The organism is Kitasatospora atroaurantiaca (assembly GCF_007828955.1).
GTDB lineage: Bacteria > Actinomycetota > Actinomycetes > Streptomycetales > Streptomycetaceae > Kitasatospora > Kitasatospora atroaurantiaca.
Genome location: NZ_VIVR01000001.1, coordinates 1,058,729 through 1,082,584, shown reverse-complemented (window position 1 = coordinate 1,082,584; position 23,856 = coordinate 1,058,729). Strand labels below are relative to the sequence as shown.

Below are 23,856 nucleotides of genomic sequence, written 5' to 3'. Positions count from 1 at the left end.
GCCCACAGTATGAACAGACAGGCAGACGCCGTGCCCATCGCCCCCACGCGACCGAGCACGGCGCCTGCTGTACTGCCGGCACGAGTGCCGGTTCCTCCCGAGGTGAATCCCCGTACGCGCCGGGGCGCGTCGGCCGGTCCCGGCCCCCTGAGGGGCCGGCAGTCGCCGGGAGGCGGTGGCGCCGGCGTCCGATAGCGACTCGGACGCAGGTGCCGGGTGCCCGGGATCCGCACGCCCCCACGCGGCGGTGTCCCGGGCAGGTCCGCGAGTGCGACGGGCCGGGGCCCCGCGAACCTGGCTTCTGGTGTTGTGTGGTGCCGGTCTGTCCGGTACTGACGGTCGGTGGACAGCTGGAAGTGCGTTGGCGGCTCAGGTGTGTCGCACGACGATGTGCACAGTGAGGGAACGCGCACACGGGCGCGCTGCGACATGCCGCCCCCCGGTGGATCGAGTCCACAGCGGCTGTCGTGCAGAACCGAACGTAGCCCGGACGGTTGCTCAGAGTCAACATTGGTCTCTGAGCGTGGATCTCGGTCGGACTGCCGACCCGCCCCGTGAGCAGGCGGTCACGGGCACGTACGATGGAGTCATGTCATTTCTCCGCCGTCGCTCCGGCTCGCCCGCAGGACCGGACTTCGACGTGCTCGCGATGGACCCGGGCGACTGGCCGGGCCACTTCGGGGCCATGATGATGACCGGCGCGGACGGCTCGTGCCAGGGGATCTTCCTGCGCTACGACCTCTTCGGCGGCCGCGGCCCCGCAATGTTCATCGGAAATTTGCCCGAGGGCTCGCCGGCCCGGGACGCGGAGGACGGCGTCCCGTTCGAGGTGCGGCAGCTGCTCGCGGCACTGGAGAACGAGGAGCCGGTGGAGTTCGTCTCCGCCGAGGACTTCCCGGTCATGCTCGGCGACGACCTGCTGATCGTGAAGAAGGTCAAGGTCAGCGAGGAGCGGGTGTTCTGCGCCCAGTTCGGGCGCAGCGACGGCGTGCAGGTCACCATCGCCTCCTGGGACCGGCCGATCGCGGACGATCTCTACCAGCTGCTGAAGCCGCTGCCCGCGGACATGTTCCAGCAGGGCTGAGCGCCGCCGCAGCGGGCGTTGCTTGACGATTTCGATCAACGCTTCGTACAGTCACGAGCATGTCGTGTCGCCGCATGCTGCTCACGCGCCGCAGCTATCTGGACCTGCGGCGGACCGCGAGCGCGGTGTGTCCGGTCTGTTGAGGGGGAGCCGCCGGCTCCTCCGGCGGCGCGCGCTCGGCTGATCGGCCGGCCTCCTCCCCTCCGTCGGGGCGCCGCACCAGGTACCGCGCGCCTCGCCCGGCGTGCCGCCCGCAGTCCGCCGAGCTCCACGCTGCCGCCCCGGAGGCACCCGCATCATGACCGTCACCGATGGCACCTCGCCGCTCGCGGACGCGCTCGCCCGCCTGCCCCGGGTGGTCGACCTGCTGGCCGCCCGCGCCGAGGAGCACGACCGGGACGCGACCTTCCCGTACCAGGGCATCGAGGCCGTCCACGAGGCCGGACTGCTCACCCTGACGGTGGCTCAGCGGTACGGTGGACCCGGCGGAACGCTCGCCGACACCGTCCGGGTGCTCGCCGGGCTCGGGCGCGGCGACGCCTCGGTGGCCGTCCTCGCGGCCTTCACCCTGCTGCAGCACGCCGAGCAGGCCAGGGCAGACCGCTGGCCAACCGCCGCCTACCGCAAGCTGCTCACCGAGTCCCGGCGCGGCCCGGCCCTGGTCAACACCCTGTCCATGGAGCCCGGCGGCTCCGGAGCCCTGCCGGCCACGGTGGCGCGGCGCGAGGGCGACGGCTGGCTGCTGAGCGGGCGCAAGACGTACTGCACCGGCGCCGAGGCACTCGCCTGGATGGCCGTTCGGGCACGCACCGACGAACCCGTCCCGAGGACCGGCCTGTTCCTGGTCCGTGGCGACAGCCCGGGGATCGAGGTGGACCCGGTCTGGGACCAGCTCGGCCTACGGGCCAGCGCCTGCCATGACGTGGTCCTGGACGGCGTGGCCGTCCCCGCCGAGGCCGTGGTCGGTCTCGCGCCGTACGAGGGGCAGGCCCCGGCCGACCCGATCGACCTGGCCTGGCACGACCTGGCGCTCTCCGCGGTCTACCTGGGCGTGGCCCGCGCCGCGCAGGACTGGCTGGTCCGGTTCCTGCACCAGCGCACCCCCGCCAATCTGACCGAGCCGCTGGCCACCCTGCCCCGCTACCGCAGCGCGCTGGGCGAGATAGAGAGCTCCCTGATCGGGGCCGAGGAACTGGTGGCCGGGCTGGCGGCCGGGGTGGACCGGGGCGAGCCGACGGCGGCCGCCCGCAGCGGGGCCGCTCAGCTGCTCGTCAACCGGGCCGCGACGGCCGCCGTGCAGCAGGCGGTGACGCTCACCGGGAACCCCGGTCTGAGCCGCCGTCACCCGCTCGAGCGCTATCTGCGGGACGTACTGAGCGGCCGGGTGCACTTCCCGGCGGACGAGGCGGTGCTGGACGCGGTCGGTCGGGCGGCCCTGGAGCGCGGGGCCGGCCGGGGGCTCTGAGGGACCCCGGCGCGGCCTCAGCGGGTGCCCACCGCGGCCCGGACCGCCCGACGGGCGAGCGCCGCGTCGTCGTACAGGCGGCGGATCATGATGCGCTGCTCCTCGCCCGCGCCCGGTACGTCGTGCAGCCGGATCTCCCGCATCAGCACCAGCACCAGGTTGACCAGGAACGCGTCCCGGGCCATCGTGCCGCCGGACTGGGCGAGTTGGCTGATCTGGCGGCGCGCCGCGCTGTCCCCGGAGAGCACGCTCCACAGCACCGCCAGGTCGTACCCGGGCAGGTACCAGCCGGCCTGTTCCCAGTCGACCAGGACCGGGCCCGAGGGCGCCAGCAGCATGTTGCCGAGCAGGGCGTCGCCGTGGCACAGCTGCCAGGGCATGTGGGCCAGCCCGTGCAGCAGGCCGCGCAGGTCGCCGGCGTCGCGATCGGTGAGCTGGCCCACCGAGTGGAAGCGGGCGATCTCCAGCTGGTAGTCGAGGGGCTTGCCGAAGACGTCCGTCGGCGGACGCCACAGGTTGAGCGTCCGGACGGCGCCCAGCACCGCGCGCACCTCGCCCGGCGTCGGCGCGTTGACCGGGTGCCGCTCCCGGGCCGCAGGGCGGCCGGGGACGCGCTCCAGCACCAGCACGCAGCGGTCGTGGTCGGCTGCCACCAGCCGGGGCAGCCGGACCGGCGGACGGTGCCGCACGAAGGCGCGGTAGACCGCGACCTCGTGGTGGAAGCGTTCGACCAGCTGCTGGTGGTGCTCGCTCCTCGCGGCCTGCGGGGAGAGGCACTTGGCGACCACCGGGGCCCGGCCGATGGTGCCGGCGATCAGGATGTGCTGGCTGCCCTCCCGGAGCACCTGGCGGGGGAGGAAGGCGGGACATATCCGCGAGATGTTGGCGACGGCGGCCCGGACGGCGGGGGTCTGCAGGGTCGCGGGGTCGACCCGGTCCATCGAGGTGTCGGCGGTACGGCCGCGGAGCAGCCGCTCGGCGCCGCCGCGGGCGGCGAGCTGGTCGGCGGGCCGGGGCATCGCCGTGCGGACGGCGAGGGCCCGGGGGTCGCGGAGGTCGGTGCCACGGGGGGCGGGGCCCTGGCCGGGGCGGCCGCCGGCTGCGGTGGGGGGGCGCAGCGCGGTGCGGGTCTGGGTGGGGGTGCCGGTGGTGGCTGAGGAGTACATGGGGTGGTGAGGATCCCTTCCTGGCCGGCGGTGGCCCCTGCCGGTGAGAGCTGACGCCAGTGGACTGCTCCGCCGCCGCGTGTTCCTGGCGCGTCGGGCGGAGCCGGAGGGTGGAGCTCAGGCGCCGGGCACGGAACGAGGCGTTCGCGGACCGTCCGCACCCTGGGGAATGCGGTGGTCGCTGCTGCCGCGGCCATGCCCGGCGCCTGTGCGCCACCCGGCCGCGCCACCCCCTCGGATGAGGCCACGGGAAGGCCGTTGACCGGCCGTCAGGGCAGCAGCCCCGGGCAGGTGGCGGGCCTTCCCGATCCGAAGTCGAGGTGGCGCACCTCTACATGACACCCGATCACCACTGGTACACCATGTGGCGGACCCTGGCGAAGCCTGGCGAATGGTCGCGTGGCACATGACAGCGCACTAGGGTCGAAGTAGCCGAGGAACCTGGGGGCTTCACGTGAGCAAGGGGCCGAACACCAGACTCGCCGACCTCTTCGCCCTGACCGGATGGTCCAAGGGCGAGCTGGCCAGGCTGGTCAACCGGCGGGGCGCGGCGATGGGCCAGCAGCAGCTGTCCACCGACACCTCGCGGGTGCGGCGCTGGATCGAGCAGGGGGAGATTCCCCGCGATCCGGTGCCGAGGGTGCTGGCCGCCGTGTTCACGGAGCGGCTCGGCCGTGTCGTCACCACTGAGGACCTCGGTCTGGAACGACACCGGCCCACCAGGTCCGACACCTCGCGGTCGGCAGAGCCTTGGGAGCCGGATCGGACGGCTGCGGTCCTCACCGAGTTCACGGGAATGGACCTCATGCTCAACCGACGCGGATTGGTGGGCGCGGGTGCCGCGCTCACGGCCGGCGCCGTCATCGCCGACAACCTCTACGACTGGCTCAACGGCCCGGACGTGGCGTACGCCGCCACCCGTCCCGGCCCCCGACAGGTGATCACCCAGGGCGGCATGCGGCCCGTGATGGACGTCTACGAACCCGGCCCGGTCGGGGCCGACGAGGTGATCGCCCTGGAACGCTCGGTGGAGGTGTTCCGGGCCTGGGACGCCTCCCGCGGCGGTGGGCTCCAGCGCAAGGCCGTGGTCGGCCAACTCAACGAGGTGGGCGGGCTACTGACGCACGACCTGCACCCCGAGGTGAAGCAGCGGCTGTGGACGGTCGCCGCCAACCTCGCCGTACTGGCCGGCTGGATGTCGCACGACGTCGGCCTGGAGCCCACCGCCCAGCGGTACTTCGTGATCGCCGCCCAGTCCGCCAAGGAGGCCAACGACCGCCCCAGGGCGGGCGAGGCGATCTCCCGGGCCGCCCGCCAGATGCTCCATCTCGGCCGTGCCGACGACGCGTTGGAGCTGATGCAGCTGGCCCAGGCCAGCAGCGGCGAGCGCGCGCTGCCCCGGACGCGGGCGATGCTGCACACCGTCGAGGCCTGGGCGCAGGCCGCGCTCGGCCGCTCGGAGGCGACCAGACGCGTGCTCGGCGAGGCCGAGGACCTCTTCGTCCAGGACACCGGCGAGGCTCCGCCGAGCTGGATGCAGCTGTTCAACGAGGCCGAGCTGCACGGCATGCAGGCCCTCGTCTACCGGACGCTCGCCGAGCACGACGCGGGCGCGGCCCGGCTGGCCGAGCGGCACGCCCGGCTGGCGATCGAACTGCGGCCGGTCAACGGGCGCGAGCGCTCGGCGCTGCTCGACCGGATCACCCTGGCCTCGGTGTACTGGATCTCCGGCGAGCCGGACGAGGCGCAGGTGCAGGCCAAGCTGGCGATGGCGGCGATCGGCCAGACGTCCTCGATGCGCACCTGGGACCGGCTGCGCGAGATGTACCGGCTGGCGGGCCGCTACCAGGGCCTGCCGGCGGTGGCCGAGCTGCGGGAGGAGATCGACGCGGTGATGCCGGAGCGCCGCCGGGAGATCTAGCCGGCCCGGAGCAGCAGAAGATCTAGAGGGTGCGCAGAAGCATCCGCAGGGCGGTCACGTGCCCGTCCTCGTCCAGCACCGGTTCGCCCGCGCACCGGACGCTGCCCACGCCGCCGTCCGCATGCCGGACGCGGACCACACCGGCTCCGGCATGCCCGTGCACCAGCGCCTCGGTGACCATGCGGTGCATCGCGGGCCGGTCCTGCGTGAGCAGGTGGGCGGGGAGCTGGTCGAGGGTCAGCGGGCCGAGCCGGGGGTCGCGGGCCAGCAGCCGGAAGGCCTCGGGCGACCAGTGCACCGCGTCCGTGAGCAGATCCCACTCGGCCGCGGCGGCTCGGCCGGCCGGCCCCTGCGCGGGCACCGCCGGAAGGGCACCGGAGGTGAGGCTCATAGCGGGTCCTACGGGTAAGGAGGATGCCGCGCGCACCTGGTACGGCGCGGCCGTGGATCGACTTTGCCATGGCCGCCCGTGCGGTGTGAGGGGTTCGCGCAAATCCCTTGGAAAACTTCCTGCGGCATATGCCGATCCGGTGGAGGGTCAGAGGTCCGGTTCGCCCTGTGTGCGTAGCGCGCGCCCAGGCGGTAACCTTCGGTGATTCCGGCGCCCGGGCGCCCGCGCAGTACCCACCAGACCCCCCGGCGACGGAAATCCCGTTGCCACCACGACCGCCGCAACGGATGCTGACCTCATGTTCGAGCCAGTGATAGCGCCCAGTGCCAGTCTCCTCGGCCTCCTCCAGCGAGGCCGCGGTGACGGGCAGCTGCATGCGCTGGCAGCCGACCGGGGCGAGGCGATCGCCGCTCTCGAGGAATGCGTCACCTGCGACCCGAGGGCCGACTGGCAGGTCGAGAACCGCTCCCTTTACTACGCACGCCTCTACATGGAGCTGGAGGCGCCGCTCACCGCCCTCGAGCAGCACCTGCACGCTGCCGAGGACGTCTACGACCAGGACGAGAACCGCACGGGTCTCGCCCTGGCCGTGCTCGGCCACCTCGCCGCGTACGGCCGCCGGGACGCGCTCGACCTGCTGCGCGGCTACGTGGCAGTCGGTACCAACTGGGCCTGGGCCCTGGACGAGCTCGCCCTGCGCGACGACGACCGGACGCTGCTCTCCCTGGCCCCCTCCGTACTCGCCCGCTTCCCCGCCGACGAGCGGGGCGACGCCGAGCTGAGGGAAGCCATCCGCACCGCGTACGAGCCCAGGCCCTGGCGGCTGTGGGCCCCCCACCACCCGCGGATCGCCGCCGCGAGCGAGCAGTCGCCCTTCGACCTCTGGCAGCGCCAGCTGAACCGCAGCGGCGTGACCCCGGGCTGGAGCACGTCCGACGTGCTCGCCTGGGCGGACCGGGTGGATCAGGCCGATCCCGGCTCCGCCGTCGATCCCGCGGCGGTGGCCCGCCGGGCCGCAGCGGCCGCTCGCTGCCTTGCCGCCGTGGTCCGGCCGCAGGATCGCGAGACCGTCATCGAGGCCGCGCGCCACGGCGAGCCCGGTGCCCGCACGGCGGCCCTGCGCTACCTGGTCGACCAGCAGGACCACTCGGCGGCCGAACTCATCGAGGCCGCGGCCGCCGACGTCGACGAGCGCGTCGTCAACGCAGCCCTGGAGGTGCTCGGCCGGATGCGCGGCCCCGAGGCGCTGGCGCATGCCCGCCGTTGGGCCGATCCGGACACCGGCGGCGCGGACAGCGCCCTCGGCGAGGCCGCCGTCCAGCTGCTCGCCGACGCGGGGGAGCCCGCCGACGGCCCGCTGGTGGTGGCCGCGCTGCGCCGCTGGATCTCCGTCCGCGGAGTCGCCGGTGCGGGCCTGGGCACCCTGGTGGACGGTGTGGGGCGGCTGGCCGCCGCCGGAGCCGTCCCCGCCCTGCGCCACGTCTACGGCGAGGCCGCCTCCTCCGAACTGCGCGGCCGGGCCGCCCAGGCGCTGGCCGTCACGGACCGGCACTTCGCCCGGGGCCTCGCCGTCGAGTGCCTCTGGGACTGCGAGGAGGCCACCCGTGAGCTGGCCGCCCGCCATGTCACCACCACCGGCGACGTCCGGGTTCTGGAGCGGCTGCGACGCCTCGCCGCGGATCCGGCCGAGGAAGCCGAGGTGCACGCGGCGGTACGCGGGCGGCTGACCTCGCGGGACCGTACTTAGTGGCTCCGCCGGTAGGTCGGCCATCGATCAGGTTTGGGCATCACAGGGGCGCGGGGGCACCTACCGGCGGAGCCTCTTAGCTTGGCTTTAAACCCCACCAAGATCATGTCTTGGTGGGGTTCGTCGTTCGCCTGACAGCTGGGCGGCCCTTGGGTGATCGTGTCTTCTCGCTGAAGTCGACAGTCGATCAACCCAAAGGCCGTGATGGACAGTCTGCAAGACGGCGCCGCGCGCGTCGAGGCCCTGGCCGGGTTGTCCCGGTTTCGCCGTGAGCTGTACGAGTGTTTGACGTTGCGGGCGGATGCCCTGTTCGAGCTCGTGGATGCGGTTCTGTGCGCCACCGGGCCGGTGACGTCCCTGCCGGAACTCTCGCTGGCGGGGGTGCACCGGCGTGGGCACGGAGCGATGTACGACGCACTGGCCCAGGGGCACATCGACGTGTCCCGCCTGCGGATCGCGCTGGCCGGACTGCGACTGCCGCGCGGGGCGGACGGGCAGCTGTCCATCGCCCTGGACGTCACCCCGTGGCCGCGTCCGGACGCTGAGTGTTCACCGGAGCGGTTGCACTGCCACCGACCGTGCCGGTGTGACGGCAGGCGCCAGACCGTTCCGGGCTGGCCCTACCAGGTCGCGGCGGCCCTGGGTGGTGGACGCTCCTCGTGGACCGGGCCGCTGGACGCGGTGCGGCTGGGGCCCGGGGACGATCCCACCGAGGTCACCGCCACCCAGATCCGCGACCTCATCGCCCGCCTGGAGCAGGCCGGGCAGTGGCGCCCGGGCGATCCGCCGGTCTTGTTCGTCCTGGACTCGGGCTACGACATCGTGCGCCTGACCTGGATGCTGCGCGAGGAGCCGGTGCGGCTGCTGGGACGCATCCGCGCCGACCGGGTGATGCACGCCCCGGCCGGCAAGCGCCACGGCTCATGGCCTGGGCGTCAGCCCCGGCACGGAGCGGAGTTCCGTCTGGCACAGGCCGCGACTCACCCGGCACCGGCCCAGGAGTCGACCGGCGTCCACGACCGCTTCGGCCAGGTCACCGCCCGCTGCTGGGGACACCTGCACCCGAAGCTGGAGCGACGCGGCTCCTGGGCCGACCACGAGGGTGAACTCCCCATCGTCGAGGGAACATTGCTCCACCTCGCGGTCGAATACCTGCCCGGCAACCGCGACCCCAAGCCGCTATGGCTGTGGCACAGCGACCCCGACGCCACCGCACACGACGTCGACCGCCTCTGGCGGATCTTCCTTCGAAGATTCGACATCGAGCACACCTTCCGCTTCCTCAAGCAGACGCTCGGGCTGACCCGCCCCCGCCTTCGCACACCCGAACAGGCCGATCGATGGGTGTGGCTGATCCTCGCCGCCTACACGCAACTCCGGCTCGCCCGACCCCTGGCCGAGGACCTGCGGCGCCCCTGGGAGAAGCCCCTGGCACCGGATCAGCTCACCCCCGGCCGGGTCCGGCGCGGCTATCCCCGCATCCGGCGGGCCGTGGGCACTCCAGCCCGCGCGCCGAAAGCATCCCGTCCCGGCCCGGGCCGCCCTAAGGGACGCACATCCGCCCCAGCACCTCGCCACCCGGTCGGGGTGAAACAGCGCAAAGCGGACATGCCTAGACGCGGCGGGGCCGAGTAGCAGCCTTAAAGATCAAGCTTAGCCGGGCCCGCCACCTGGTCGGGCGCGACCTGACGGACCGCGCGCGGATCGCGTTCGGCGCGGGGTGCGGTGGGGCATGATGGGCTGGCCCTGTCAGCTCTCGTCCAGGAGCGCCCGCTCTCATGAACCGTTCCCGCATCCTCGCCCGTGTCGCTGCGCCGCTGGCCGCTCTGGCGGGTGCAGTCGCGCTGGCGGGCCCCGCTTTCGCGCACGTCGAGGTCGAGTCGGACACCGCGCGGGCGCTGGCCGTCAACGCGGTGGTCGCCTTCGACGCCGAGGGCGAGTCGGCGACCGCCGGGATCAGCCAGATCCGGGTCGCGCTCCCGGCCGGTATCGCGCCGGCCGACGTGACGCTCGCCGAGGGGCCGCAGGGCTGGTCGCTCACCGCCGCCTCGGACGGTTACACGGTGGCCGGACCGGCGCTGGCGCCCGGCAAGAGCGCCGAGTACAAGATCAAGGTCAGGCAGCTGCCGGACGCCAAGGAGCTCGCCTTCAAGTCCCTGGTGACCTACACCGACGGCCAGGTCGACCGCTGGATCGAGCTGCCGCAGGGCGGCAGCAAGCCGGAGCACCCGGCCCCCGTCCTCAAGCTGACGGCGGCCGCACCGGGTGCGGCGCCGCTGGCCGCGAGCCCGAGCGCCTCCGCCGGTCCCTCCGTCCCCGCCACCACCTCCACCCCGACGGCGCAGCCGGCACCCCTGCTCGCCGTGCACTCCGACGGCGGCTCGTCGGACAGGACTCCGGTGCTGATCGGGATCGTGGCGGCGGTGCTCGTTGCCGGAGGCGGTGTCGCGTGGTGGCGGCGCCGGTCCGCCCGGAGCTGAGAACGACGCTGCTGCCCGGCCCCCTTCGAGCGGGGCCGGGCGGCAGTGCGGTCGGTACGGCTACTTGACGGCGCCCGCGTCCGGCGCCAGGACGTTCGCCGTCACCAGGCCCATGATCACCGCGCCGAGGATCACCCGGTACACCACGAACGGCATAAAGCTGTGGCTGGAGATGTACTTGAGGAACCAGGCGATCGCCGCATAGCCGACCACGAAGGCGATCACGGTGGCGAACATCGTCGGCCCCCAAGCGGGCGCCGGTCCCTCGCCGATCTTGAACAGTTCCAGCGTTCCCGAGGCGAGCACCGCGGGGATGGCGAGCAGGAACGAGTACCGGGCCGCCGCCTCCCGGCTGTAGCCGAGGAACAGGCCGGCGCTGATGGTGCCGCCGGAGCGCGAGACGCCCGGGATCAGGGCGAGCGACTGCGCCAGCCCGTACCCGATGGCGTGCGAGAAGGTCAGCTCGCTGATCGGCCGGGCGTTGCGGACCGCACGGGTGCGGTCCGCGACGGCCAGGATCAGGCCGAAGAGGATCAGCGTCGTCCCGATCACGCGGAGGTCGCGCAGCGAGGTCTCGATGGTGTCCTGGAAGGCGGCGCCGATGATGCCGATCGGCAGCGTCCCGAGGATCACGAACCAGCCGAGGCGGGCGTTCGGGTCGCTGCGGCGCTCCGGCTTGAACAGCGCGGCCGTCCAGGCCCCGATGATCGCCGCGATGTCGCGGCGGAAGTAGATCAGGACCGCGGACTCGGTGCCCAGTTGGGTCACCGCGGTGAAGGCCGCGCCGGGGTCCTCCCACCCCACGAGGGCGGAGAAGACCCGCAGATGGGCGCTGGAGGAGACCGGGAGGAACTCGGTGAGCCCCTGGACGAGGCCGAGTACGGCCGCGTGGAACCATTCGGTCACCGGGCACCCGCCGTGGGTATCCGTGGGTCGGTGCGCATCTGCGGTCCTGTTCTTGTCAGGGGAGGCATGAGGGCACGCCGACCCGGCGGCGCCGGTCGTCCCGGGGCTGGGCACCGTCCGGCGCGGCATGATGATAAGCGTTCAAGGTGTCCGGCTTCTGTCCAGGGAGTCAGGATTGCGTCAAGGCGGGCCCGCCAGGGCGCATCGCGTGCGAAGCTGGCCCGGTGACGATCTCCGACTTCCCACTCCGGTACGAGAGTTGGTTCACCCCGCTGGCCGTCCCGCTCGGGACCGGCCCGCGCAGAGCGGGTATCCGGATCAGCGACGGCAAGGTCTCGGTCCGGATGGGCTGGGCCTTCCACGCGGAGATCCCCCTCGGCGCGATCCGTAGGGCCGGACACGACCACGGCGGGGTCAGCGGCTGGGGCGTGCACGGCTTCGGCGGCCGCTGGCTGGTCAACGGCTCGTCACGAGGCCTGGTCCGCCTGGAACTCGAACCGGCCGTTCCCGCGCGTGCGGTCCTCCTCCCCGTCCGGCTGCGCGAGCTGCGGCTCAGCCTCGAGGACCCCGAGGCCTTCCTGGCGGCGCTGCGGGGTGCGGCCTAGCCGCGAAGCGGCTCCGCCGGCAGTTGGGCAGCGCAGCCAGTTGCACTGTCCAGGGGCGCGGGGAACTGCGCGAGGCGGGAGGCTGCGGGCTGTTGCCTTCCGATCTCGCGCAGTTCCCCGCGCCCCTGTTGTGGTTGCTCAGCTGCCTAAGCTCTGAGCAGGGCGAAGCGGATCGGCGTCCCCGGACGGGCCTGCGCGGCCGCGGCCAGGTCCGGCCCCGGGACGACGCCGACGACCGGGTAGCCGCCGGTGGTCGGGTGGTCGGCCAGGAAGACCACCGGGCGGCCGTCCGGCGGGACTTGGACGGCGCCCAGCACCATGCCCTCGCTGGGGAGTTCGCCCTCACGGGCCCGGGCGAGCGCCGGGCCCTCGGTGCGCAGCGCGATGCGGTTGCTCGCCTCCGCGACCTGGTAGCGGCTCCGGGCCAGCCCGGCCACCGCCTCGGCCGTGAACCAGTCGGCCCGCGGCCCGAGCCGGAGCCTCAGCACCAACTCGCCCGGCGGCGCGGGCAGCGGCACGAGGTCCACCGGCGGGTACGGTCCGGCGGCCTGCCCGACCGGCAGCAGGTCACCGACGGCCAGCGGCGCCGGGCCGAGACCGGACAGCAGGTCGGCCGAGCGGCTGCCGAGCAGCTCGGGCACCGCGATCCCGCCCGCCACCGCCAGATAGCTGCGCACCCCGTACGTCGCGGCCCCGATCTCGACCACAGCTCCCGCCGGTACGCCCACCGGCGCTCCCCACGCGGCCGGCCGGCCGGCCACCCGTACGGGCGCGGGCGCACCGGTCACGGCGACCACCGCCGCTGCCGTCGCGCGCAGGGCCACCCCGCCGAGCGTGGTCTCCAGGCCCGCCGCGCCCGGCGCGTTGCCGACCAGCCGGTTCGCCGCCCGCAGCGCCGGCTCGTCCAGGGCCCCGGCGCGCGGCACGCCGAGGTGCGCGACGCCGCGCCGGCCGAGGTCCTGAACCGTCGTCAGCGGTCCGGCCCGCACCACCTGCAGCGCGGTCACCTGGGCGCCCGTACGGGGAGGAACCGGACCCGCACGCCCGGCGCGAGCAGGGCCGCCGGTTCGCGCCGGGCGTCCCAGAGCGCCAGCGTGGTGCGCCCGAGCAACTGCCAGCCGCCGGGGGAGGAGCGCGGGTAGACCCCGGTGAACGGGCCCGCCAACGCGACCGCGCCCGCCGGGACGGAGCTGCGCGGGGTATCCCGCCGGGGCACCTCGTACCGGGCGGGCAGGCCGGTGAGGTAGCCGAAGCCCGGGGCGAAGCCGCAGAACGCCACCCGGTACTCGGGCGCCGCGTGGATCCGTACGGCGGCCTCCACCGACACGTCCCAGAGTGCCGCCACCTCCGGCAGGTCCGCGCCGTCGTACGCCGTCGGCACCTCGACCAGCGGGCCGTCGGCGGGCGGGTGCAGGGAGACCTGCCAGTCGGCCAGCTGCCGGGCCAGGGCGGCCCGGTCGGCGATGCCGTCCAGCAGCACCGTCCGCGCCGCCGGGACGATCTCGGTGATCTCGGGCAGCTCCGAGCGGCGGGCGAGCAGGTGGGCGTACAGCGACTCGGCCCGCTCGGTGCAGTCGGCCTCCACCAGCAGGGCGTCCTCGCCGACCGGGCGGAGCGCCAGCCCGTCCCGCATCAGACGAACGCCTCGACCCGCACACCCGCCGAGGCCAGCGCCCCGCGCACCCGCCAGGCGAGTTGGGCCGCACCCGGGGTGTCCCCGTGCACGCACAGCGAGCGCGCCTCGACCGGAACCGGCTCGCCGCCGATCGCCGTGACCAGGCCGTCCCGGGCGATGCCCACCGCGCGGGCGATCACCGCCTCCGGGTCGTGCACCACGGCCTCCGGGTCGCGGCGCGGCACCAGCGTGCCCGCCCAGGTGTACGCCCGGTCGGCGAACGCCTCGGTGACCACCGGCAGCCCCACACCCTCCGCCACCGCCAGCAGCCGTGAGCCCGGCAGGCCCAGGACCGGCAGCGGCCCGTCGCAGACCGCCCCCGCGCGCAGGACGCCCGCGACCACCGCCTCGGCCTGCTCGGAGTCGCCCACCACCTTGTTGTAGAGCGCGCCGTGCGGCTTGACGTACGAGACCCGGGAGCCGGCCGCGCGGGCGAAGACCTGCAGGGCGCCGATCTGGTAGGCGATCTCGTCGGCCAGCTCCTCCGGCGGGACGTCCATCGCCCGGCGGCCGAAGCCGACCAGGTCCTGGTACGAGACCTGGGCGCCGATCCGGACCCCGCGCTCGGCGGCCAGCGCGCAGACCCGCCGCATCGTCGAGGGGTCACCGGCGTGGAAGCCGCAGGCCACGTTGGCACTGGTGACCACGGAGAGCAGGGCTTCGTCGTCGGTCAGGCTCCAGCGTCCGAACCCCTCGCCGAGATCCGCATTGAGATCGATCACCGCATCGGCCACGCCACGCCCGCCTCCCGCGCCAGCAACCCGCGCCCGCTTCCTGGGCTGATCGTAGGGCCTGGCCAGGGGCCCGGGTGCACCTGACCCGTGCCCGGAGCGCGCCACCGGGTGCACGCGCTCCCTCGGGCGGCGGAACGTTTCGCAGACCGACCGGCAAACGGTGGGCGGCGTCGCGACGCCCGTGCTCTCGCCTGGACTGCGTTGCCGTCAGTCGCCGCAGCTCCGCTGGTACTCCTTCCTCCGCCTTGCCGGACTCGGCCCGGACGCCGCTCCTTCATCCGCCCACCGTTTGCCGGTCGGTCTCAGCTTGATCTTTAAGGCTGCTACTCGGCCCCGCCGCGTCTAGGCATGTCCGCTTTGCGCTGTTTCACCCCGACCGGGTGGCGAGGTGCTGGGGCGGATGTGCGTCCCTTAGGGCGGCCCGGGCCGGGACGGGATGCTTTCGGCGCGCGGGCTGGAGTGCCCACGGCCCGCCGGATGCGGGGATAGCCGCGCCGGACCCGGCCGGGGGTGAGCTGATCCGGTGCCAGGGGCTTCTCCCAGGGGCGCCGCAGGTCCTCGGCCAGGGGTCGGGCGAGCCGGAGTTGCGTGTAGGCGGCGAGGATCAGCCACACCCATCGATCGGCCTGTTCGGGTGTGCGAAGGCGGGGGCGGGTCAGCCCGAGCGTCTGCTTGAGGAAGCGGAAGGTGTGCTCGATGTCGAATCTTCGAAGGAAGATCCGCCAGAGGCGGTCGACGTCGTGTGCGGTGGCGTCGGGGTCGCTGTGCCACAGCCATAGCGGCTTGGGGTCGCGGTTGCCGGGCAGGTATTCGACCGCGAGGTGGAGCAATGTTCCCTCGACGATGGGGAGTTCACCCTCGTGGTCGGCCCAGGAGCCGCGTCGCTCCAGCTTCGGGTGCAGGTGTCCCCAGCAGCGGGCGGTGACCTGGCCGAAGCGGTCGTGGACGCCGGTCGACTCCTGGGCCGGTGCCGGGTGAGTCGCGGCCTGTGCCAGACGGAACTCCGCTCCGTGCCGGGGCTGACGCCCAGGCCATGAGCCGTGGCGCTTGCCGGCCGGGGCGTGCATCACCCGGTCGGCGCGGATGCGTCCCAGCAGCCGCACCGGCTCCTCGCGCAGCATCCAGGTCAGGCGCACGATGTCGTAGCCCGAGTCCAGGACGAACAAGACCGGCGGATCGCCCGGGCGCCACTGCCCGGCCTGCTCCAGGCGGGCGATGAGGTCGCGGATCTGGGTGGCGGTGACCTCGGTGGGATCGTCCCCGGGCCCCAGCCGCACCGCGTCCAGCGGCCCGGTCCACGAGGAGCGTCCACCACCCAGGGCCGCCGCGACCTGGTAGGGCCAGCCCGGAACGGTCTGGCGCCTGCCGTCACACCGGCACGGTCGGTGGCAGTGCAACCGCTCCGGTGAACACTCAGCGTCCGGACGCGGCCACGGGGTGACGTCCAGGGCGATGGACAGCTGCCCGTCCGCCCCGCGCGGCAGTCGCAGTCCGGCCAGCGCGATCCGCAGGCGGGACACGTCGATGTGCCCCTGGGCCAGTGCGTCGTACATCGCTCCGTGCCCACGCCGGTGCACCCCCGCCAGCGAGAGTTCCGGCAGGGACGTCACCGGCCCGGTGGCGCACAGAACCGCATCCACGAGCTCGAACAGGGCATCCGCCCGCAACGTCAAACACTCGTACAGCTCACGGCGAAACCGGGACAACCCGGCCAGGGCCTCGACGCGCGCGGCGCCGTCTTGCAGACTGTCCATCACGGCCTTTGGGTTGATCGACTGTCGACTTCAGCGAGAAGACACGATCACCCAAGGGCCGCCCAGCTGTCAGGCGAACGACGAACCCCACCAAGACATGATCTTGGTGGGGTTTAAAGCCAAGCTCAGGCGGCGAGCCCGTGCGGCTGTCGCACCGCCGCGGCCCACTCCAGCCGCCGGATCCCGCGCAGCACGATCAGCAGCGGGATGACCCCGATGACGCCGAACGACATGTCGACGAATCGCCAGTACAGCGGTATCCCGCGCAGCGGCCCGCAGATCAGTGCCAGCGGGATGATCCCCGCACAGGCGATCACCGCCCACTTGATCACCCAGACATTCCGGACCGGGTCCTTCAGCGGCCCCCAGCAGCCCGGACCTGGCCCGACCTGCGCGGACCTGACTCCAGACCTGAAATTGAACACGTTCAACATGGCTGCGAGGCCGGTCCAACCAGGACAACCGGGCTCGTTTCGGACCTTGTCGGTGCGAACCTCTAATCTTGTCCACCGTGACCGCCATCGCAGACCAGCCCGCCGCGTACGAGCTCCGGCCGACCGCCGCAGCTTCCGGCCGGCCCGCCCCCGGCCCGGCCGCCGACGAGGGGCTGGCCCGCCGGCTCAAGGCGCTGGCCTGCACCGCCCCGCTGCACGACCTGGAGAGCCGGAAGGTCAACCTGGCCGGCGAGTACAGCTCGTACGCCATGGCCGAGGTCGGCCTCGCCGTGATCGACCTGGTCACGCTCAACATGGACTTCGACACCGGCGCCGACCGCGACATAGTGCTCGGCCGCCTGATGCCCCGGATCGCGGCGCAGAACCCGGCCCGCCCGGCGGCCGAGCACGAGCGCGTCGGCCGCTGGGTGCTGGAGTCGCTGATCAACGTCGGCAGCGTCGACCGCGGCTTCCGCGCGGTCTACGGCACCTTCGGCGCGGACGGCGCCTACGTCCGGCGCGACTACGACTTCAAGCTGATCGAGGAGGTCCCCGGCCCGGACGGCGGGGTCTACCTCCGGACCACCGACGAGGCCGTCAACGTCCTGGTCGGCGCGCTCGACACCGACGTGACCTCGGCCCAGATCGCGGCCGAGGTCAAGCTGGAGGTGCTGATCCGCCGCGGGCGCCTCGCCGATGCCCAACTGGCCGCCGAGCAGGCCCGCTACCGCACCGTCCAGTACGCCGAGACGCTGCGCCGCGCGCTGGACGCGACCCGCCGCAACGTCCGCGCCGTCGACTGGATGCAGGCAGTCCCCGACCTCATCGACGAGGCGCTCGACCACATCGCCGACCGCTACCGGCACGAGAACGCGATCCTCACCAACATCCGCAAGGCCCGCGACGAGACGGAGGAGCCGGAGCACAAGCGCCGCGCCGCCGAGCTGGTCGACATCGTCAAGGACTGCATCCGCCGCCACACCCAGCTGCAGACCCGCCTGCTGGAGGCCGGCCCGCTGTTCCGCGCCGAGCAGGACCGCCAGGCCTTCGCCACGCCCACCGCGCGCAGCGGCATCGACCTCTACGGGCACCTGCTCGCCCCGCTGCTGAACCTGCCGATAGCGCAGGCCACCCGACCGACCGACGCGTTCTTCGCCCGTGGCACCGGGCTGCGCACCCCCACCTCCGTTCGCGTCACCGACCTGGTCGACCTGCTGCTCACCCCGCCCGTCGAGCGCGAGCACCTCGGGGCCGAGCTGCCCGACCCGGACTTGGTCGCCACCCCCGACGACAGCCGCTTCTCCGAGGCCCAGCTGGAGGCGGCGCTGGAGCTGCTCGACCTGCCCGCCGACGCACCCCGCCGGCTCTCCGGCCTGCTCGCCGAGGCCCGGCGGCGGGACCCTGAACTCCCGTACCTGGTCGCGCTGCTCGCCGTGCACGCGGCGAGCCCGCCGGTCGGCACCGCGTACCGGCAGGGCGAGGAACGCCTGCTCTTCGCCGTCGACGACGGCACCCCGCTGGACGACCCGGAGTTCGGCGGCGCCGACCTGATCGTCGGCAGTGCCCTGCTCGACTCCGCCGCCATGGCAGCCGACCGCAAGGACGCGAGCTGATGACGCCGCCCCACAGCCGCACTCCTCAGGTGGCGCCACCCCAGGGGCGCGGGGAACGGCGCGAAACGGAAGACGACCGCCGTTCACTCTCGCCCCGACGCCGGCCGGCACCTCGCGTCACTTCGCTGAGGGGTTGCCGCTTGCTCCCCGATGGATGGTGCGGCACCGAGCCCTCCCGATTCGCGCAGTTCCCCGCGCCCCTGAATACCTTCCCCGCGCCCCTGAACAACAAGGAGCACCGCCCGTGACGACCGACCACGAGCCCCCGGCACCGGCTGCCGCGGCCGTCACCCCCGCCGACGTCGCCGACGCTGCGCGCCTGGTCTCCTTCGGTCTCCAGGCCAAGCTGCTGCCCGCCCGCGACGCCGAGTACGCCGAGCTGGTCCGCCGCCACCGCGAGGACCCGCCGTTCGCCCGCCTCGCCGACGCCGTCGCCACCGGCATGGGCCTGGTCGTCCTGGAGGTCTCCCCGCGCGCCGGCATGGCCGTCGCCGCCGCCGAGGACTCCGTCTTCGCGGTGCGGATGGGCGACTACTCCCGCCGCGCCGCCAGCGAGTCCACCGACCGCTTCCTGCACGGCCTGGCGCACCTGGCCGTTGCCGCGATGGCCTTCCCCCGCCCGGAGGACCTCGCCGACGACGGCTACCTCGGCCGGATCACCGTCAACGGCGTCGACGCCTTCGTCCGCCAGGCCTGCCGCCGCCTCGAGCAGCAGGCCGACGCCGCGGGCGCCAACACCGACCCGGCCAGCGACGCCCCCGGCCTGGAGGCGGGCTGGCGGGTCTGGGCCCGCCGCAGCGCCACCGGCGCCACCAAGGACGCCCGCCGGCTCTCCGGCTCCACCATCGGCATCGTGGCCAAGGCCGTGCTCTTCCTGGTCGACTCCGGCTTTCTGCAGAAGACCTCGGACGACGCAGGCGGCACCTACCGCACCACCGCCCGCTACCAGCTCCAGGTCCGCGACCTCGCGAGCAGCGCCGCCATGGCCGAGCTGATCGACCTCGGCGTCGTCCCCGTCACCGACGGCACCGCCACCCTGCTGCCGCCCGACCACAGCGAGGACCTCGTCGCCGACGCGGGTCTGCCGTTCCACTCGCTCTGACCGTCTCGCCCGACCGCCCCACCCTGACCGTCCAGGAAAGATCCCTTCATGTACGAGCTCAACCGGGTCCGCCTGTACTCCATCGGACCGGCCGGCGCCCGCTACGCCGACACGGTGCTCGACCTGCGCGGCGTCGGCGAGCCGGTGGCCGACCCGGCCCCCCAGCAGCCCGGCCTGTTCGGCGAGGAGCCCGAGGGCCCGCCGCGCCGCCCGGCCCCGGCGGGTGTGCTCTTCCTGGAGAACGGCGGCGGCAAGTCCGTCCTGCTCAAGCTGATCTTCTCGGTGATGCTCCCCGGCCACCGCAACACCCTCGGCGGCGCCAGCTCCGGTGTGCTCCGCAAGTTCCTGCTCGCGGACGACTGCGGCCACGTCGCACTGGAGTGGCAGCACACCGTCACCGGCGAGCTGATCGTGGTCGGCAAGGTCAGCGAGTGGCGCGGCCGCCAGGTCTCCTCCGACCCGCGGAAGTTCGCCGAGACCTGGTACTCCTTCCGGCCCGGCCCCGGCCTCACCCTGGACTCCCTCCCGGTCGCCGAGCGGATCAGCCTGAGCGGTGACCAGAAGGCCCGCGGCCGCCGCCGCACCATGAAGGGCTTCCGCGACGCGCTGACCGAGGCCGGCAAGGCCTACCCGTACCTCGACCTGGTCTTCGAGGACATCCACGACCGCTGGAACGAGCACCTCGGCGACCTCGGCCTCGACCCCGAGCTCTTCCGCTACCAGCGCGAGATGAACGCCGACGAGGGCGAGGCGGCCGGCCTCTTCGCGGTCAAGCACGACGCCGACTTCACCGACCTGCTGCTGCGGGCCGTCACCGACACCCGCGACACCGACGGCCTGGCCGACCTGGTCCACGGCTTCGCCGCCAAGCTCGGCCGCCGCGCCGAGCTCACCGCCGAACGCGACTTCACCGGCGGCTCGCTGGAGCTGCTCCAGCGGATCGTCGAGGCCACCGCCGCCCGCGAGTCCGTCCGTGAGACCCACCGCACCGCCGAGCGCCGCACCCGCCGCCTGGTCCACGCGCTCTCCGCCCGCGGCGCCGCCGAGCGCGAGCGCGCGCACGACCTCGCGATCGAGGTCGCGGCCGCCGCGAGCGCCGTCACCGCCGCCGAGAGCGACCGCACCCGGCACTCGCTGATCACCGCCGAGCTGACCTACCGTCACGCCACCCTCGGCCTCGCCGCCGCCACCACCGAAGCCGCCGCGCTGCGCCGCGAGCTCACCGAGGCCCGCACTCTGCACTCCGCCTGGCAGGCCGCCGAGGCGGTGCTGCGGCACCGCGCCGCCGCCGACCGGGCGGCCAGGGTCGCCGTCGCCATCCGCGAGGCCGAGCTCGACGCCGCCCCCGCGCTCGCCGCCCGCGCCCAGGCCGCCGGTGCGCTCGCGCGTGCCCTGGAGACCGCCGCCCTGGCCGCCGAGACCCGGGCCGACCAGGAGGAGCTGCGGGCCGGCGAGCTGCAGTCGGACGGCGCCGCCGCCCAGACCGAGGCCACCGCCGCAGCGACCGCCGCCCAGAAGGCCCGCAGCGAGGCCGAGCACCTGCGCCAGCGCCTCGCCGAGGTCGAGCAGGAGACCCAGGCCGCCGTCGAGGCCGGCTGGATCGATGCCGGCACGGACGACCCGGACCCGGCCCGGGCAGCCCTGCAGGCCTCGGACGAGGAGAAGGCCGCCACCGCCGCGCTCGAGCAGGCCCGCGCCGCCGCCGAACAGTCCGCCGCCCGGGTCCGCGAGACCGCCGCTGCCGAGGCCCGCGCCGAACTGGCCGCCGCCCGCGCCACCGACGCCCGTACGGCAGCCCAGCGCGCCCTCGCCGCCGAGCGGCGCACCGCCGCCCAGCTCGCCGCCGAACCCCGCCTCGCCGAGCTGCTCGCCCTGACCCCCTACCAGGAAGGCGCCGACGAAGGGGAGGGGTTCCTGACCCCGGAGGTCCTCGACACGGCCGCCGAGGACCTCCGCGAGCAGCTCGACCAGAACGTCGCCACCGCCGAGCGCACCCTCTTCGACCTGCGTACGGCCGCCGCCGACGACTCCCGCATCCTCGCCGCCCTCGGCGACGGCGGCCTGCTGCCGCCGGGGCCGGACGTGCTGGCCACCGTCGAGTACCTCGGCGAGCACGGCATCCCCGCCCTGCCCGGCTGGCGCTACCTCGCCCAGTCCGTCGACCCGGCCGACCACGACGCGATCCTGGCGGCCCGCCCCGAACTGGTCGACGGTGTCGTCGTCACCGACCCGGGCTCGCTGGAGCGCGCCCGCGATACCCTCCAGGCGGCCGCTCTGCTGCCGCGCTCGACCGTCGCCGTCGGCACCGCCGCCGCGCTGATCGCACCGATCGCCGACGAGCCGCCGTTCTTCCTGGTGCCGCCGAACCCGGCCATGCACGACGAACGCGCCGCCGACGACGAGCGCCGCGAGCTGCGCACCCGCGCCACCGCCCGCGAGGAGCACATCCGCGAACTCGCCGCCCGGCTCGGCGGCGACCGAGCCCTCGCCGCCCGCCTGGCCTCCTGGCACGCCCAGTGCCCGCCCGGCACCCTGGCCGAACTCACCGAGGCCGCCCGAGAAGCGGCTCTGCACGCCGAGACCGCCGCCGCCGAGCTGGCCACCCTGCGCGCCGAGCACGCCGAGGCCGAGACCGACCACGCCGCCGCCGCGTACGCCCACGAGGAGCGCCGCGAGGCTGCCCAGCGGGCCCGCCGCCGGGCCGACGCCCTGGCCGGCCTCGCCTTCCGCCTGCGTGAGCGCGCCAACTGGACGCGCCGCCTGCGCGAACTCGCCGAGGACGCCGCCGAGTGCGAGCGCCGCCAGGCCGCCTGCGCCGAGCGGGCCCGTACCTGCGACGAGGACCGCCGCGCCGCCCAGCGCGCCGCCGACGACGCCCGCCGCACCGCCCGGACCCTGCGGGCCGAGCGTGCCGAGCTCTCCGCCGTCTCCGACACCGTCGAGCCGGCCGAGGCCCCCGCCTCCCTGCCCGCCCTGCGCGAGGCCTACCGCGCCGCCTCCCAGCTCTACGAGAAGGTCGGCGTCGGCGCCGACCTGCGCGCCGAGCAGGCCCGCGCCGAGGGCGACGAAGCGGCCGCCGCCACCGAACTCGACCGCCTCACCAACAAGGTGCGCACCCGCGCCGAGGAGCTGCTCGCCAGCCCCGACGGAGCCGACGGCCCGGCCCGCCAGGCGGCCGCCGCCCGCGCCGAGGAGCTGGTCGCCACCATCGAGGCCCGCTCCGCCACCGCCAGCGAGCAGCTCGGCCGCCTGCGCGGCGAGGCCGAACGCTCCGCCCCCGCCAGCGGCGAGGCCCACACCGAGCTGCCCGAGGACCTCGTCCCCACCGACCCCGAGCACGCCCAGGTCCTGCTCCGCACCGCCACCACCCGGCTCGCCGAGCGCCGGGAGCGGCTGGAGACCGCCCGTACCGAGCACGCCGACCTGCAGCGCACCCTGGACGCCGCACAGAGCGCCGCCGCGGACTTCGACGAGACGGCCGCCCAGCTCCGCGACGGCCTGCGCGACCACCACCCGGACGAGCCCGAGCAGGCTGCCGAGCCGTACCTCGGCAGCCTGGCCGAGGCCCGCGGGGCGGCCGCCGACACCCGGCGTACCCTGCGCGCGGCGGCCACCGAGCTCACCGCCGCCGAACTCGCCGTCCGCGACGCCTCCGACGCCCTGATCCGGCACGCCAACGCGGCCCGCTACGAGGCCGTCCGCACCCCGGCCCGGCAGCAGATCCGCGAGCTCCCGGCCGCCTCCCTGCCCGACCACGCCGCCGCCTGGGCCACCGCCTTCGCGCCCCGACTCCGGGTGCTCTCCGACGAGTTGGAACAGCTGGAGCGGAACCGCGGCAGCATCGTCGACCGCCTGCGCGGCCTGGTCGAGAGCTCGCTCACCACGCTCCGGGCCGCCCAGCGGCTCTCCCGCCTACCCGAGGGCCTGGGGGAGTGGTCCGGCCAGGAGTTCCTGCGGATCCGCTTCGAGGACCCGGACCACGCTGTGCTGGTCGAGCGCCTCGGCGAGGTGATCGACGAGGCCACCCGCGCCGCCGTCCGCAAGAACTCCGACCTGCGCCGTGACGGCATGTCACTCCTGCTCCGCGGCGTCGCGGCCGCGATCGGCCCGAAGGGCGTGAGCGTCGAGATCCTCAAGCCGGACGCCGTGCTGCGCGCCGAGCGGGTGAGCGTGGGCCAGATGTCGGACGTCTTCTCCGGCGGCCAGCTGCTCACCGCCGCCATCGCCCTGTACTGCACGATGGCCGCCCTGCGCGCCAACGACCGGGGCCAGTCCCAGCTGCGCCACGCCGGCACGCTCTTCCTCGACAACCCGATCGGCCGCGCCAACGCCACGTACCTGCTGGAGCTCCAGCGCGCCGTGGCCGACGCCCTCGGCGTCCAGCTGATCTACACCACCGGCCTCTTCGACACCACCGCGCTCGCCGAGTTCCCGCTGGTCATCCGGCTCCGCAACGACGCCGACCTGCGGGCCGGACTCAAGTACATCTCGGTGGAGGAGCACCTGCGCCCCGGTCTGCCCGCCCCGCAGGACCCGGACGGCCCGGCCGTCCACGGCGAGATCACCGCCACCCGGATGTTCAAGCGCCCGGCCGACGTCCCGGTGGGAGTGCCCGAGTGAACCGGCGGGAGGCCGGACGGCGCGGCGCGGAGCGCTGAGGAGAACCGTGCGCCGTCTGCGACCCGCGCGCTCCCTCTTGCCTCGGGCGACGGCCGAGGTTCACCGGGTGTGACCGGCCCGGAGAGGTAAGGTCGAGGCAGCTGTCCGCTCGGATCGTGC

General features: G+C 74.2%; 17 protein-coding genes and 1 pseudogene. 10 read left to right on the top strand and 8 right to left on the bottom strand.

Annotated elements, in window-relative coordinates:
- Nucleotides 1–589 precede the first annotated feature (589 nt).
- Both FB465_RS04920 and FB465_RS04915 read left to right on the top strand, forming a co-directional pair.
- Nucleotides 590–1,084 (top strand): hypothetical protein, encoded by a 495-nt coding sequence (locus tag FB465_RS04920; protein WP_145787918.1) that lies wholly within the window; start codon nucleotides 590–592, stop codon nucleotides 1,082–1,084.
- 298 nt (nucleotides 1,085–1,382) lie between these two features.
- Complete coding sequence (locus FB465_RS04915; protein WP_145787916.1) at nucleotides 1,383–2,549, top strand: acyl-CoA dehydrogenase family protein; 1,167 nt, start codon at nucleotides 1,383–1,385, stop codon at nucleotides 2,547–2,549.
- 17 nt (nucleotides 2,550–2,566) lie between these two features.
- Here FB465_RS04915 and FB465_RS04910 read toward each other — a convergent pair whose 3' ends face one another.
- Nucleotides 2,567–3,715 carry an aminoglycoside phosphotransferase family protein gene (locus FB465_RS04910; RefSeq protein WP_145787914.1) on the bottom strand — a complete coding sequence of 383 codons (1,149 nt, stop codon included), beginning with the start codon at nucleotides 3,713–3,715 and terminating at the stop codon, nucleotides 2,567–2,569.
- Between the two features lie 454 nt (nucleotides 3,716–4,169).
- Here FB465_RS04910 and FB465_RS04905 point away from each other — a divergent pair, with 454 nt between their 5' ends.
- A complete protein-coding gene (locus tag FB465_RS04905) occupies nucleotides 4,170–5,636 on the top strand; it encodes a DNA-binding protein NsdB (RefSeq protein ID WP_145787912.1) in 1,467 nt (488 codons plus the stop codon).
- A gap of 22 nt (nucleotides 5,637–5,658) precedes the next feature.
- Here FB465_RS04905 and FB465_RS04900 read toward each other — a convergent pair whose 3' ends face one another.
- Nucleotides 5,659–6,027: a PAS domain-containing protein gene (locus FB465_RS04900; protein ID WP_145787910.1), complete on the bottom strand. Its 369-nt coding sequence runs from the start codon at nucleotides 6,025–6,027 to the stop codon at nucleotides 5,659–5,661.
- 298 nt (nucleotides 6,028–6,325) lie between these two features.
- Between FB465_RS04900 and FB465_RS04895 the strand changes: the two genes are divergently transcribed.
- From FB465_RS04895 to FB465_RS04885, 3 genes are all read left to right on the top strand, one after another.
- Nucleotides 6,326–7,774, top strand: a complete 1,449-nt coding sequence (locus FB465_RS04895) for a HEAT repeat domain-containing protein (protein WP_145787908.1) — start codon at nucleotides 6,326–6,328, stop codon at nucleotides 7,772–7,774.
- A gap of 204 nt (nucleotides 7,775–7,978) precedes the next feature.
- Nucleotides 7,979–9,409 (top strand): NF041680 family putative transposase, encoded by a 1,431-nt coding sequence (locus FB465_RS04890; RefSeq protein WP_145786718.1) that lies wholly within the window; start codon nucleotides 7,979–7,981, stop codon nucleotides 9,407–9,409.
- A 143-nt stretch (nucleotides 9,410–9,552) separates the two neighbouring features.
- Entirely contained in the window at nucleotides 9,553–10,254 is a 702-nt protein-coding gene (locus FB465_RS04885; protein WP_145787906.1) for a DUF1775 domain-containing protein, read from the top strand.
- Between the two features lie 60 nt (nucleotides 10,255–10,314).
- Here FB465_RS04885 and FB465_RS04880 read toward each other — a convergent pair whose 3' ends face one another.
- Nucleotides 10,315–11,160, bottom strand: a complete 846-nt coding sequence (locus FB465_RS04880) for an undecaprenyl-diphosphate phosphatase (RefSeq protein WP_246192513.1) — start codon at nucleotides 11,158–11,160, stop codon at nucleotides 10,315–10,317.
- A 224-nt stretch (nucleotides 11,161–11,384) separates the two neighbouring features.
- Here FB465_RS04880 and FB465_RS04875 point away from each other — a divergent pair, with 224 nt between their 5' ends.
- Nucleotides 11,385–11,765: a hypothetical protein gene (locus tag FB465_RS04875; RefSeq protein ID WP_211785722.1), complete on the top strand. Its 381-nt coding sequence runs from the start codon at nucleotides 11,385–11,387 to the stop codon at nucleotides 11,763–11,765.
- 146 nt (nucleotides 11,766–11,911) lie between these two features.
- Here the strand turns inward: FB465_RS04875 and FB465_RS04870 are convergent, their stop codons facing one another.
- The 5 genes and pseudogenes from FB465_RS04870 to FB465_RS04850 all read right to left on the bottom strand — a co-directional run.
- On the bottom strand, nucleotides 11,912–12,772 hold the full coding sequence (locus FB465_RS04870; protein WP_145787903.1) for a 5-oxoprolinase subunit C family protein: 861 nt from the start codon (nucleotides 12,770–12,772) through the stop codon (nucleotides 11,912–11,914).
- On the bottom strand, nucleotides 12,769–13,398 hold the full coding sequence (locus FB465_RS04865; RefSeq protein WP_145787901.1) for a 5-oxoprolinase subunit B family protein: 630 nt from the start codon (nucleotides 13,396–13,398) through the stop codon (nucleotides 12,769–12,771). Before FB465_RS04865 ends, FB465_RS04870 begins: the two co-directional genes overlap by 4 nt.
- Nucleotides 13,398–14,174 carry a LamB/YcsF family protein gene (locus tag FB465_RS04860; protein WP_246192512.1) on the bottom strand — a complete coding sequence of 259 codons (777 nt, stop codon included), beginning with the start codon at nucleotides 14,172–14,174 and terminating at the stop codon, nucleotides 13,398–13,400. Before FB465_RS04860 ends, FB465_RS04865 begins: the two co-directional genes overlap by 1 nt.
- Before the next feature lie 323 nt (nucleotides 14,175–14,497).
- Nucleotides 14,498–15,928 carry an NF041680 family putative transposase gene (locus FB465_RS04855; RefSeq protein ID WP_145786718.1) on the bottom strand — a complete coding sequence of 477 codons (1,431 nt, stop codon included), beginning with the start codon at nucleotides 15,926–15,928 and terminating at the stop codon, nucleotides 14,498–14,500.
- Nucleotides 15,929–16,053: 125 nt separating this feature from the next.
- Nucleotides 16,054–16,296: pseudogene (locus FB465_RS04850) on the bottom strand (hypothetical protein); the annotation flags it as partial.
- Between the two features lie 143 nt (nucleotides 16,297–16,439).
- Between FB465_RS04850 and FB465_RS04845 the strand changes: the two are divergent.
- The 3 genes from FB465_RS04845 (at nucleotide 16,440) to FB465_RS04835 (ending at nucleotide 23,697) form a co-directional block, all read left to right on the top strand.
- Nucleotides 16,440–17,975 (top strand): hypothetical protein, encoded by a 1,536-nt coding sequence (locus FB465_RS04845; RefSeq protein ID WP_145787899.1) that lies wholly within the window; start codon nucleotides 16,440–16,442, stop codon nucleotides 17,973–17,975.
- Nucleotides 17,976–18,129: 154 nt separating this feature from the next.
- Nucleotides 18,130–19,077 carry a hypothetical protein gene (locus FB465_RS04840; protein WP_425461130.1) on the top strand — a complete coding sequence of 316 codons (948 nt, stop codon included), beginning with the start codon at nucleotides 18,130–18,132 and terminating at the stop codon, nucleotides 19,075–19,077.
- 48 nt (nucleotides 19,078–19,125) lie between these two features.
- Nucleotides 19,126–23,697: an ATP-binding protein gene (locus FB465_RS04835; protein WP_145787897.1), complete on the top strand. Its 4,572-nt coding sequence runs from the start codon at nucleotides 19,126–19,128 to the stop codon at nucleotides 23,695–23,697.
- The last annotated feature ends 159 nt before the right edge of the window (nucleotides 23,698–23,856 follow it).